Source organism: Kitasatospora sp. NPDC088351, from assembly GCF_040685575.1.
Classification (GTDB): domain Bacteria; phylum Actinomycetota; class Actinomycetes; order Streptomycetales; family Streptomycetaceae; genus Kitasatospora.
Window position 1 is genome coordinate 29,931 of sequence record NZ_JBFBIL010000026.1, and the last position, 12,446, is coordinate 42,376.

Genomic DNA, 12,446 nt, shown 5'->3' on the forward strand with positions numbered 1-12,446 from the left:
CGTGGCTGTTCCGAAGCGGAAGATGTCGCGCAGCAACACGCGCCACCGCCGTTCCAACTGGAAGGCCGTCGTTCCGGCCCTCGTGGCGTGCGACCGCTGCCACGAGCCGAAGCTCGGCCACATCGCGTGCCCGAGCTGCGGCACGTACAACCGCCGCCAGGTCCTCTCGGTCTGATCGGCGGGGTGCACGGATCGATGTCGGACGGTAATCCCTCCCGCAAGGCGGCCATCGCCCCGAAGGGTCCTTCGGGCGGCGGAAAGGCCGGCGGGCCGGCTTCGACCGAATACGACGTCCTGGAAGGGCGCCTCGGGTACACACTTGAGCGCGCCCTTCTGGTACGTGCCCTGACCCACCGCTCGTACGCGTACGAGAACGGTGGGCTGCCCACCAACGAGCGCCTGGAGTTCCTCGGCGACTCGGTGCTGGGCCTGGTGGTGACCGACACCCTCTACCGCGTCCACCCGGACGTCCCCGAGGGCACGCTCGCCAAGCTGCGCGCCGCGGTGGTGAACTCCCGCGCGCTCGCGGACGTCGGCCGGGGTCTGGACCTCGGCGTCTTCATCCGGCTCGGCAAGGGCGAGGAGGGCACCGGCGGTCGCGACAAGTCGTCGATCCTCGCCGACACCGTCGAGGCCGTGATCGGCGCCGTCTACCTGGACCAGGGCCTGGACGCGGCCACCGAGTTCGTCCACCGGCTGTTCGACCCGCTGATCGAGGAGTCCTCTCAGCTGGGGGCCGGCCTGGACTGGAAGACCAGCCTTCAGGAACTCACCGCCTCGGCGGGTATCGGAGTCCCGGAGTACGTGGTCGCGGAGTCCGGTCCGGACCACGAGAAGACCTTCACCGCCGCTGCCCGGGTGGCCGGCGAGGACTTCGGCACCGGTGTCGGCCGCTCGAAGAAGGAAGCCGAGCAGAAGGCCGCGGAGAGCGCCTGGCGGGCGATCAAGGAGAAGTACGCCAACCGCCTGCCCGGTGGCGCCTGAGTTCGCAGTAGCCTTCCTCCTGCAGATCCCCGTCGCAGGAGGCCAGTTCACGTGCCCGAACTCCCCGAGGTAGAGGTCGTCCGCCGAGGGCTGGCGAACTGGGTCGCCGGCCGGACCGTCGCCGGCGTCCAGGTGTTGCACCCGCGCGCGGTGCGCCGCCAGCCCGCCGGGCCGGCCGACTTCGCCGCCCGGCTGACCGGCACCACGCTCGGCAGCGCGCAGCGGCGCGGCAAGTACCTCTGGGTGCCGCTCTCCGGTGCCGGAACCGGATTCTCACTGCTCGGCCACCTCGGGATGAGCGGCCAACTGCTCGTCCAGGACCCGGCGGTGCCCGACGAGACGCATCTGCGGGTCCGGCTGCGGTTCACCGACGGCGGGCGCGAACTGCGCTTCGTCGACCAGCGGACCTTCGGCGGTCTCGCGGTGGAGGAGGCCGAGGACGGCGACCCGGAGGGGACCCCGGTCTCCCTCGCGCACATCGCCCGCGACCCGCTCGACCCGCGCTTCGACGACGCCGCCTTCGTGGCCGCGCTGCGCGCCAGGCGCACCACGGTCAAGCGGGCCCTGCTGGACCAGACCCTGATCAGCGGCGTCGGCAACATCTACGCCGACGAGGCGCTCTGGCGCTCCCGGCTGCACTACGACCGCCCGACCGGCTCGCTCACCCGCCCCCAGGCCGCCGTACTGCTGGCGCACGCCCGGGACGTGATGACCGCCGCCCTCGCCGTCGGCGGCACCAGCTTCGACAGCCTCTACGTCAACGTGAACGGCGAGAGCGGCTACTTCTCCCGCGACCTCGACGCCTACGGCCGTGAGCACGAGCCCTGCCGCCGCTGCGGCACCCCGATCCGCCGCGCGGCCTGGATGAACCGGTCCAGCTACTTCTGCCCCCGCTGCCAGCGCGTGCCACGGGCCCGCAGCGGGGGCTGAAGGGCGCTCCGAGCCGTCAGTGCTTGGTGAGTTCGGGCTCGGCGGCGGTGTCGCCGAGGGCGCCGTGGGTGTCCTGGCCGAAGTAGGCGACGCCGACGGCGGAGACCACGGCGAGCAGGAAGCCGAGGACGCCGAGCCAGCCGAGGCCGGCCTTGGAGGAGTCGCCGAGCCACAGGACGCCGACCGCGCCGGGCAGGACGGTCTCGCCGACCACCAGGGCGGCGGTCGCGCCGTTCACCGAGCCGATCTGCAGCGCGACGGTGTGCACGTACATCCCGCCGAGGCCGCCGACCAGGATCGCGTACAGGGCCGGGTCGGAGAGCAGCCTGCCGAGCTCGAACGGGTCGACGCCGTTGAGGATGCGCACGCCGACGCCGAGGGCGCCGAAGCCGAGGCCGGAGAGCAGACCGGCGACGATCGCGCCGTTGGCGCCCATCCGCCGCACCAGCAGTCCGCCGCCGGCCAGCAGCACGGTGGTGATCGCCAGCAGCCCCCAGTGGAAGGCCATCGACGCGTGGTGGCCGCCCTCCGGGCCGGCCGAGACGGCCAGCAGCACCAGCGCCGAGCAGAGCACGCCGATCGACGCCCACTCCAGCTGCTTCAGCCGTATCCCGAGCAGCTTGATGCTCAGCACCGCGGTGATCACCAGGTTGGCGCTGATGATGGTCTGCGAGAGGAACAGCGGCAGCAGCCGGGCGGCCAGCGCCCCGAGCCCGAAACCGATCAGGTCGAGCACGGTGCCGACGATGAACTCCCAGGTGACCGCGGCCTTCGCGGTCGAGGAGAGGCTGGGCCCGCCGTGCTCGGTGACCCCGGCCGCGGAGCCCCGGGCGGCCTCCTCCCGGGCGGAGCGACGTGATCCGACGGCCTGCAGGACCGAGCCGGTGCCGTAACAGGCGGAGGCCGCCACGGCGGTGACGAGGCCGATGAACACCGAGTGCTCCGATCGAGAGAAGTGGTCAAGAGAAGGTCATGGGACAGGTGGTCCGGCACCACTATGCCTGGTGCCGGGGTAGCGTCAGGACGGGTGTGACCACGGTGGGCCCGCCGGGACGTACGACCGGGCCGGGGCCCGGGTTCCCGCCCCCGGGCAGGCTCAGGGGCGGCCGGGGGGAACATCATCCCGGAGGAGGGCGCCGCCCCCGGCGGACGATGGGGGTGCGCGGCGGTCCCCGTACGCGAAGGGTATGCCGTGCCGGGAGGCCGGCCGGGGTAGCGTCAAGGCATGAGAACCCTTGCTCGACGACGTTCCCGGGGCGCCGGGCCGCTGGCCCTCGTGGCGGCGGTGCTCGGGCTGTTGCTCCTGCTGGCGCCGACCGCCTCGGCGGCCGGCGGGCTGGACGATGCCGCCGCCGCTCTCAAGCAGGGCCGGGTGTACGTCGACCCGGCGATGGAAAGCCGGTTCGGCCAGAGCCAGGCCGACGCCCTGACCGCGAAGATCCGCAAGGCCGACAAGCCGATCTTCATCGCGGTGGTTCCGGCCGCCGATCCGTACGGCGCCACGACGGTCTTCACCGACCTGCGGACCAAGACCGGCATCACCGGCACCTACGGCATCTGGAGCGGCGACCAGTTCAAGGCCCGCTCCGACAAGTCCGCGCTGCCGAGCGTGAACGCGGAGCGGATCGCGGGCGCGTCCTTCCGTTCCCACCCGGGCGACACCGAGGCCGTCCTCAACGACTTCGTCGACACCGCCGCCCCGCAGGTCAAGGGCCACGGCGTGAACGGCGACAGCGACAGCGGCGGCGTTTCGACCGCCGCGATCGTCGTCCCGCTGGCCCTGCTGGCGCTGGCCGGCACCGGGGTGTTCCTGCTCTTCCGCCGGGCCAAGCGGCGCAAGGAGGAGCAGCGCCTGGCCGACCTGGCCCAGCTGCGCCAGGTGGTGGACGAGGACATCACCGCCTTCGGCGAGGAGCTGGACCGGCTCGACTTCAGCCCGGGTGCGGCGGACGCCGACGACACCCAGCGCGCCGACTACGCGCACGCCCTCGACTCGTACGAGCGGGCCAAGCGGAGCATGGACGAGGCGAAGGGGCCGGAGGACGTCAAGCCGGTCACCGAGGCGCTGGAGGACGGCCGGTTCTCGCTGGCCACGCTGGCGGCCCGGCGGGAGAAGCGGCCGCTGCCGGAGCGCCGTCCGCCGTGCTTCTTCGACCCCCGGCACGGCCCGTCCGTGCGGGACGCCGACTGGGCCCCGGCCGGCGGCGCGGCGCGCACCGTCCCGGTCTGCCAGGCGGACGCGGCCCGGCTCGCCGCCGGACAGGACCCGGACATCCGGACCGTCCCGACCGAGCACGGCCCGCAGCCGTACTGGAACGCCGGCCCGGCGTACGCGCCGTGGGCGGGCGGCTACTTCGGCGGCTTCGGCGGCGGGCTGCTGCCCGGGCTGCTGGTCGGCACCATGCTCGGCTCGATGATGAGCGGCCCGGCCTACGCGGCCGCGCCGATGATGGACGCCGGCTCGTCCTTCGAGGGCGGCGACTACTCCGGTGCGGACTTCAGCTCCGAGGACTTCGGCGGCGGCTTCGACGGCGGCGGTTTCGACGGCGGGGACTTCGGGGGCGGCGGGGACTTCGGCGGGGGCGGGGACTTCGGCGGAGGATTCTGAGCCGCCACCCGGTCGACCACGGACGGCCCCGCCGGTGACGGCGGGGCCGTCGTGCTGCCGGAGGCCGGCCGGGAGCGCCGGCCGATTGAGTTTGAGAACACAACCCGGTGTGGCAGGCTGGCCGGGTGACCTCCCGCACTCCTTCGGCCCTCCCCGGCCGGCCCTGCTCGATCGCCGCCGCCCTCCAGGTCGTCGGTGAGAAGTGGGCGCTGCTCGCCGTCCGCGAACTGTTCTACGGCAACCACCGCTTCGACCGGATCGCCCGTAACACCGGCGCCCCGCGCGACCGGCTGACCGCGCGGCTGCGCGCCCTGGAGGAGGCGGGCGTGGTGGAGCGCCGCGCCTACAGCGAGCGGCCGCCGCGCTACGAGTACCACCTCACCGAGGCGGGCCGGGACCTCGCGCCGCTCACCCAGGCGCTGCTCGGCTGGGGCGACCGCTGGCTCGCCCCCGAGCCGCCCGTGATCTTCGAGCACGCCCCCGAAGGGCACGAGCCGCACCCCTACGACCCGGCCTGGGTCTGCCGCACCTGCGGCGAGGAGGGGCGGCGGGGCGAGCTGGAGATGGAGATCCACAGCCCGGGCTGGACGGTGGAAGGGCCCGTGGAGCCCTGACCGGGCAGGCCGCGAGGGCGCCGGATAGGGTCTGGGGCATGCACGGTCGTGACGCGCACAGCGATGAACCGGTCCGGGCGACCGCCTGGGTGCGGGGCAAGGTCCAGCAGGTCGGCTTCCGCTGGTGGACCAGGGCGCGGGCGCTGGAGATCGGCCTGACCGGCTATGCGAGCAACCTCGGCGACGGCCGGGTCCAGGTGGTGGCCGAAGGGGCGGCCGTCGACTGCGAGGAACTGCTCGCCCTGCTCCGCGGCCCCGACACCCCCGGCGCCGTCACCGGGGTCACCGAGATCTGGACCGCCGTCGGCAGCGGCTACGAGGGCTTCGAGATCCGCTGAGCGGACCGCCGAACCGGCCGCCGGGCAGGGCGGTTGGGCCGGGCCTCCCCACCGGGCCGCCCGAAACAACCGACCACCTTCGGTGTCATGCGGTTGCCATCCGGGCAGACTCGTGGTTGACTCCGCAGCGAACGATGATCCACGAGTACGCGGTGGACCGGCCCGAGACCGTCTGGCGTGACAGCACCGCCATGCAGGTGACAGGGGCGCGGTAGCGTGCGGTGATCGTGTTGACCCGTACAGTCTTTGGTGAGACGCTGGAAACCCGCGCACACGACCGCGTTTTCCCGGTAGGTGCACGCCCCGGTGAGCCCAGCTCACGGTGCGTGTGCCGCAGTGCCCAGCCAGCACTGCCGGTGGAGCGCCGCGCGTGCGTCACCCTTCCCCCTAGACCAGTACCGTTCCGGTTCGGTCACTCAGCGTGGAGGACCATTCATCATGGCAAAGGCGCTTCTCGGGTACGTCGGCGGCCCCGACCCGCGAATGCTTTCCGAGATGCGACGGCTTCAGCAGCGCGTCCAGGACCTTGAATCCGAGCTTCTTCGGATGCAGGCCGAGAACGACGCTCTCACCGCTGTCGCTGACGAGCACTCGCTGCTCAACAGCATCGATCTGGATCAGCGGGAGCCGGCTCTCACCTGAGTCCCGCCCGGTCCTCACAGATCGACGCCGCTGTGCACCGAGCCGCCCCGAAAGGGACGCAGCTTGCAAGGGACGCCCTGAGTGGCGTCCCTTCGTCGTGTCCGCGTCGTGTCCGCGCACGGAACCGGCGGGTCCGGCCGGATACAGTCGCCGCTGGGGGCCCGGGCGAGCGATGAGGAGACCGGCGCGTGCACCTGAAGAGTCTGACGCTGCGCGGGTTCAAATCCTTCGCCTCCGCCACCACCCTGCGCTTCGAGCCCGGGATCACCTGCGTGGTCGGCCCCAACGGCTCCGGCAAGTCGAACGTGGTCGACGCCCTGTCCTGGGTGATGGGGGAGCAGGGCGCCAAGTCGCTGCGCGGCGGCAAGATGGAGGACGTCATCTTCGCCGGGACCAGCGGGCGCGCCCCGCTCGGCCGCGCCGAGGTCAGTCTCACCATCGACAACTCCGACGGCGCGCTGCCGATCGACTACGCCGAGGTGACCATCACCCGGACGATGTTCCGCAACGGTGGCAGCGAGTACGCGCTCAACGGCACCACCTGCCGGCTGCTCGACATCCAGGAACTGCTCTCCGACTCCGGTATCGGCCGCGAGATGCACGTCATCGTCGGCCAGGGCCAGCTGGACTCCGTACTGCACGCCGACCCGATGGGGCGCCGGGCCTTCATCGAGGAGGCCGCCGGCGTCCTCAAGCACCGCAAGCGCAAGGAGAAGGCGCTGCGGAAACTGGACGCGATGCAGGTCAACCTCAACCGGGTCCAGGACCTGGTGGCCGAACTGCGCCGCCAGCTCGGCCCGCTCGGCCGACAGGCCAGGATCGCCCGCCGGGCCGCGGGCATCCAGGCCGATCTGCGCGACGCCCGGCTGCGGCTGCTCGCCGACGACCTGCTCACCCTGCGCCGGGCCGTCGAGGCGGAGACCGCCGACGAACAGGCGCTCACCCTGCGCCGCTCCACCGTCGAGCGGGAACTCGCCCACGCGGTGCGGCGCGAAGCCGTACTGGAGGCCCAGATCCAGCAGCTCGGCCCGAGCCTGGAGACGGCCCGGCAGACCTGGTACCGGCTCTCCGCCCTCGCCGAACGCACCCGCGGCACCCTCGGGCTGGCCGAGGCCAGGGCCCGGCACGCGGCCGCCGGCGGGCAGGCCGAGGAGCGGCGCGGGCGCGACCCGGAGGAACTGGAGCGGGAGGCGGGGCGCGTCCGGGAGGAGGAGGCCGAACTGGCCGAGGCGCTGGAGGAGGCCCAGTACGCGCTGGCCGAGGCGGTCGAGACCAGGGGAGCGCTGGAACGCGCGCTGGCCGAGGAGGAACGCCGGCTGAAGGGCGTCGCCCGGGCCATCGCGGACCGCCGGGAGGGCCTGGCCCGGCTGCAGGGGCAGTCGGCGGCCGCGCGGTCCAAGGCGGCGGCGGCCGAGGCCGAGATCGGCCGGCTCACCGAGGCCCGGGACGACGCGCTGCTGCGGGCCGGGGCCGCCCAGCGCGAGTACGAGGAACTGCGCGAGCAGGTCGACGCGCTGGCGGTGGACGACGACCAGGCCGACGCCGCGCACGAGGCCGCCCGGGAACGGCTCGCCCGGGTCGAGGGCGACCTCACCGCCGCCCGCGAGGCGGTCGGCGCGGCCGAACGCGAGCGGGCCGGGCTCACCGCGCGGCACGAGACGCTCGCCCTGGGGCTGCGCCGCAAGGACGGCAGCGGAGCCCTGCTCGCGGCCGGTGACCGGCTGACCGGTCTGCTGGGCCCGGCGGCCGCGCTGCTGCGGATCGAACCCGGCGCCGAGGCGGCCGTCGCGGCCGCGCTCGGAGTGGCCGCGGACGCGGTGGCCGCCGACTCGCCCGCTACGGCCGCCGAGGCGCTGCGCCTGCTGCGCGAGGAGGACTCCGGGCGGGCCGCCCTGCTGATCGCCGGAGCCGCCGAACCCGACCACGTCGTGGGGGAGTTGCCCGCAGGTGCCCGCTGGGCCGCCGAACTGGTCGACGGCCCGCCGGGGTTGCGGTCGGCCGCGCGCGCCCTGCTGGACCGGACCGTGCTGGTCGGCTCGCTCGACGAGGCGCTGCAACTGATCCACGAGCGGCCCGGGTTGACCGCCGTCACGGTCGACGGCGACCGGCTCGGCGCGGGGTTCGCGCACGGCGGATCCGGTGGTGCGCCCAGTCTGCTGGAGACCCAGGCCGCGGTGGACGAGACCGCCCGGGCGATCGCCGAACTGGCCGTCCAGTGCGCGGAGTCCGCCGAGCGGCTGGATCAACTCACGGAGCTGCGAAGGGAGTCGGCCGCCGAACTGGAGCGGCTGGCGGCCCGGCGGCGGCAGGCCGGGAAGGACCGGGCCGAGGTGGCGGGCGCGCTCGGCCGGCTCGGCGGGCAGGCCCGCGCCGCCGCCGGCGAGGCCGAACGGCTGGCGGCCGCCGCCGCCCGGGCCGAGGACGGCCTGGCGCAGCTGCTGGCCGGCGCCGAGGAACTGGCCGAACGGCTCGCGGCGGCCGAGGAGTCGGCGGACGCGGGGGAGGACGAGCCGGACACCACCGAGCAGCAGCGGCTGGCCGACGCCGCCGCCCGGGCCCGGCAGACCGAACTGGAGGCCCGACTCGCGGTACGCACCCACGAGGAGCGGGTCCGCGCCCTCACCGGCCGTGCGGACCAGCTGGACCGGGCCGCCCGGGCCGAGCGCGAGGCGCGCGCCCGGGCCGCCGAGCGCCGCCGGCGCGCCGAGCACGACGCCGGGGTGGCGAACGCCGTCGCGGCGGGCGCCCGGCAGCTGCTGGCCTGCGTGGAGGTGTCGCTGGCCCGCGCGGACACCGAGCGGGCGGCCGCCGAGCAGGCGCGCGCCGAACGGGAGACGGAGCTGCGGGACCACCGCGAGCACGGGCGCGGGCTCAAGGCCGAGCTGGACAAGCTGGTCGACGCCGGGCACCGGGACGAGGTGCTGCGAGCGGAGAAGCGGCTGCGGATCGAACAGGTGGAGACCCGGGCGCTGGAGGAGTTCGGCATCGGGGGCGACGAACTGCTCGCCTCCTACGGCCCTGAGCAGCTCGTCCCGCCGACGCCCGCGGCGCCGGACGCCGACGGCAGCGCGGCGGAGGGCCAGGAGCAGGGCGAGCCGCGCCCGTTCGTCCGGGCCGAGCAGGAGAAGCGGCTGAAGGCGGCCGAGAAGGCGTACCAGCAGCTCGGCAAGGTGAACCCGCTCGCGCTGGAGGAGTACGCGGCGCTGGAGGAGCGGCACCGCTTCCTCGGCGAACAGCTGGACGACCTCAAGCGCGGCCGGCGCGACCTGCTGGACATCGTCAAGGACGTGGACGAGCGGGTCGAGCAGCTGTTCACCTCGGCCTACCACGACACCGCCGCCCAGTTCGAGGGCGTGTTCTCCCGGCTCTTCCCGGGTGGGGAGGGGCGGCTGGTACTGACCGACCCGGACTCCATGCTGACCACGGGCGTCGAGGTGGAGGCCCGTCCGCCGGGCAAGAAGGTCAAGCGGCTCTCGCTGCTCTCCGGCGGCGAGCGCTCGCTCACCGCGGTGGCGCTGCTGGTGTCGATCTTCAAGGCCAGGCCCAGCCCGTTCTACGTGATGGACGAGGTGGAGGCGGCGCTCGACGAGACCAACCTGCGCCGGCTGATCGGGATCATGGAGGAGCTGAGGGAGAGCTCCCAGCTGATCGTGATCACCCACCAGAAGCTGACCATGGAGTCCGCCGACGCCCTCTACGGCGTGACCATGAAGGGCGACGGCATCTCCCAGGTGATCAGCCAGCGCCTGCGCGAGGGGGCGCCTCCCGGCCGCCGGACCGGGGGAGAGCACCGGGAGCGGCCGAAGACGGTCCGACCCGCATCGGTCTAGGGCCAGTTCGACGACTGGCCCTACGCCGCCTGCGGTCCGCCCGGGTCCCGGTCACGGATACTGGGGGGGTTATGGAATACGTGATCCTTGCCGTAGTCATCGCCGTGGTCGCCATCGGCGCGATCGCCGGCCTCGTCGTTTCCGGCAGACGACGCCAGCAGCTGCCCCCGAAGTCGCCGGCGCCGGTCATCACGGCGCCCCCGACCCCGCAGGAGCCCCAGGTCGGCGACGAGTCCGCGCCGCCGACCGAGGAGCCCAGACGCACCGTCGAGGAGGTGGAGCTCCCCGAGGCCGAGGCCGTCCCCGCGCCGGCCGAGGCCGAGGAGGCTCCGGCCCTCGAAGTCCCCGAGCCCACCGCAGGCCGACTCGTCCGGCTGCGCTCCCGGCTCTCCCGCTCGCAGAACTCGCTCGGCAAGGGCCTGCTCACGCTGCTCTCGCGTGAGCGCCTGGACGAGGACACCTGGGAGGAGATCGAGGAGACCCTGCTGACCGCCGACGTCGGCGTCGCCCCCACCCAGGAGCTGGTCGATCGGCTCCGCACCCGGGTGAAGGTGCTCGGCACCCGTACCCCGGAAGACCTGCGCGGCCTGCTGCGCGAGGAACTGGTCGAGCTGATCGGCACCGAAGCCGACCGCACCGTGCACTCCACCAGGCACGCGGAGGGCCCGGCCGTGGTCCTGGTGGTCGGCGTCAACGGCGTCGGCAAGACCACCACCACCGGCAAGCTGGCCCGGGTCCTGGTCGCCGACGGCCGCAAGGTGGTGCTCGGCGCCGCCGACACCTTCCGGGCCGCCGCCGCCGACCAGCTGCAGACCTGGGGCGAGCGGGTCGGCGCGCGGACCGTACGCGGCCCGGAGGGCGGTGACCCGGCCTCGATCGCGTTCGACGCGGTCAAGGAGGGCATCGCCGAGGGCGCCGACACCGTGCTGGTGGACACCGCCGGCCGACTGCACACCAAGACCGGCCTGATGGACGAGCTGGGCAAGGTCAAGCGGGTGGTCGAGAAGCACGGCCCGGTGGACGAGGTGCTGCTGGTGCTGGACGCCACCACCGGTCAGAACGGCCTGATCCAGGCCCGGGTCTTCGCCGAGGTGGTCGACATCACCGGCATCGTGCTGACCAAGCTGGACGGCACGGCCAAGGGCGGCATCGTGGTCGCCGTGCAGCGGGAGCTGGGCGTCCCGGTCAAGCTGATCGGTCTCGGCGAGGGCGCCGACGACCTGGCGCCGTTCGAGCCGGGCGCGTTCGTCGACGCGCTGATCGGGGACTGACCCCCGTCTCGGTGAAGAAGGGTCCGCTCCGCGAGGGGCGGGCCCTTCGGCGTTGTCCGGACCAGGGCGAGCCCGTCCGGACGTCCTCGGCGCGGTCCGGGCGCCCGGGGGAGCGGAGCGCCCGGCGCCCGGTCAGGAGGCGAGCCAGGCGGGTTCGGCGGTGCGCTCGCGGCTGCGGTGACAGGCGTAGGCGAGCGTGCCGAGCAGCAGCCGGGCCTCGGGCGGGCAGCCGGCGTTGTCGCGGGTGGGCCGGCGCAGCCAGCGCACCGGGCCGAGGCCGCGGAGCACGGTGGGCGGCGCGGCGACATAGCCGCCCTCGCCGTGGCAGGTGAGGTCCAGGGCGGCGTCGTCCCATCCCATCCGGTACAGCAGGTCGGGCAGCCGGCGGGCGGTGCCGGCCGCGACCAGGAACTGGAGCCGGCCGGTGGGGGCGGCGAGCACCGGGCCGATCTGGGTGCCCATCCGCTCCAGCCGGACCAGGGCCTGGAGGCCGGCCTGCTCGGGGACGTCCAGGACGTCGAAGGCCCGGCCGGTGGGGAACAGGACCGAGTCGTCCGCGTCGGGCCGCCCGGCGGGCCGACGGCCGGACCCGGGGTGCAGACCGGGCGCGCCGCAGCGGGGGGTGCCGCACTGGCAGCGGGCCGGGGCGCTGCCGGAGCCGGCCGGGCCGCCGACGGCGACCGCCCAGCCCCAGCGGCCGGTGTACTCCGCGGCGGCCCGGGACGCGGTGACGCGGGTGCGGCGGCGCGCGCCCAGCTGTGTCAGCCGCAGGTGTCCCAGCCGAAGTTCGCCGAACAGGTTGTCCATGCCTCCCCCAACAGATTCAGGTAGCCGATGGTTACGGGATGGTGACTGTGTGTTGCGTGATGGTTGCGTCGTGCGTGGTGCGGTAGCGGCGCGCAGCGCGTGGCGTGCGCCTGTTGCGACGGTGTGCCTCGGGCGCCGCCTTGTGGCCGGCGGTGTCGATGCCCGATCGTCGGGAGGGTGGGGCGGCCGGCGAGGAGTCGGGTGTCAAACTCGCCTGTGGTTGTTGTGGGTTGCGATGATTTCGGGGTATGCCGGGGCGGACTTGGCGGCCTGCATATGCCGGACGGTCGGACCTCTCCAGTGAAGCGTGCGGGGCCTGGCTTCGGTTCACTCCTGGGGGTGGCGAAAGGTGGCGTTTCGCCAGGGCCGCTCCCTCGGGCAGCCGGCGGGGCATTACGTTCAGCACACGGACATCGTCGGGG

11 protein-coding genes are annotated in these 12,446 nt (G+C 73.9%); 9 read left to right on the top strand and 2 right to left on the bottom strand.

The window, feature by feature from the left end:
* Position 1: 1 nt before the first annotated feature.
* The 3 genes from rpmF to mutM are packed head-to-tail and all read left to right on the top strand — an operon-like array spanning position 2 to position 1,914.
* Positions 2–175, top strand: a complete 174-nt coding sequence (gene rpmF, locus AB0P06_RS19605; protein ID WP_030056747.1) for a 50S ribosomal protein L32 — start codon at positions 2–4, stop codon at positions 173–175.
* A gap of 20 nt (positions 176–195) precedes the next feature.
* Positions 196–984, top strand: coding sequence for a ribonuclease III (gene rnc / locus AB0P06_RS19610; RefSeq protein WP_363608904.1), 789 nt, complete (start codon positions 196–198; stop codon positions 982–984).
* A 51-nt stretch (positions 985–1,035) separates the two neighbouring features.
* A complete protein-coding gene (gene mutM, locus AB0P06_RS19615) occupies positions 1,036–1,914 on the top strand; it encodes a bifunctional DNA-formamidopyrimidine glycosylase/DNA-(apurinic or apyrimidinic site) lyase (protein WP_363608906.1) in 879 nt (292 codons plus the stop codon).
* 16 nt (positions 1,915–1,930) lie between these two features.
* Here mutM and AB0P06_RS19620 read toward each other — a convergent pair whose 3' ends face one another.
* Entirely contained in the window at positions 1,931–2,848 is a 918-nt protein-coding gene (locus AB0P06_RS19620) for a hypothetical protein (RefSeq protein ID WP_363608908.1), read from the bottom strand.
* A gap of 291 nt (positions 2,849–3,139) precedes the next feature.
* On the opposite strand from AB0P06_RS19620, the gene AB0P06_RS19625 reads away from it, so the two are divergent.
* The 6 genes from AB0P06_RS19625 to ftsY all read left to right on the top strand — a co-directional run bounded on the left by AB0P06_RS19625 (position 3,140) and on the right by ftsY (position 11,217).
* Positions 3,140–4,522, top strand: coding sequence for a transmembrane domain-containing protein (locus AB0P06_RS19625; RefSeq protein WP_363608910.1), 1,383 nt, complete (start codon positions 3,140–3,142; stop codon positions 4,520–4,522).
* Between the two features lie 125 nt (positions 4,523–4,647).
* Complete coding sequence (locus AB0P06_RS19630; protein WP_363608912.1) at positions 4,648–5,136, top strand: helix-turn-helix domain-containing protein; 489 nt, start codon at positions 4,648–4,650, stop codon at positions 5,134–5,136.
* 38 nt (positions 5,137–5,174) lie between these two features.
* Positions 5,175–5,474, top strand: coding sequence for an acylphosphatase (locus tag AB0P06_RS19635; protein WP_363608914.1), 300 nt, complete (start codon positions 5,175–5,177; stop codon positions 5,472–5,474).
* A 438-nt stretch (positions 5,475–5,912) separates the two neighbouring features.
* Complete coding sequence (locus AB0P06_RS19640; RefSeq protein ID WP_030243474.1) at positions 5,913–6,116, top strand: hypothetical protein; 204 nt, start codon at positions 5,913–5,915, stop codon at positions 6,114–6,116.
* Between the two features lie 188 nt (positions 6,117–6,304).
* Positions 6,305–9,946 carry a chromosome segregation protein SMC gene (gene smc, locus AB0P06_RS19645; protein ID WP_363608916.1) on the top strand — a complete coding sequence of 1,214 codons (3,642 nt, stop codon included), beginning with the start codon at positions 6,305–6,307 and terminating at the stop codon, positions 9,944–9,946.
* 71 nt (positions 9,947–10,017) lie between these two features.
* A complete protein-coding gene (gene ftsY, locus AB0P06_RS19650) occupies positions 10,018–11,217 on the top strand; it encodes a signal recognition particle-docking protein FtsY (RefSeq protein ID WP_363608918.1) in 1,200 nt (399 codons plus the stop codon).
* A 132-nt stretch (positions 11,218–11,349) separates the two neighbouring features.
* Here ftsY and AB0P06_RS19655 read toward each other — a convergent pair whose 3' ends face one another.
* On the bottom strand, positions 11,350–12,024 hold the full coding sequence (locus AB0P06_RS19655; RefSeq protein ID WP_363608920.1) for a bifunctional DNA primase/polymerase: 675 nt from the start codon (positions 12,022–12,024) through the stop codon (positions 11,350–11,352).
* Positions 12,025–12,446 lie beyond the last annotated feature (422 nt).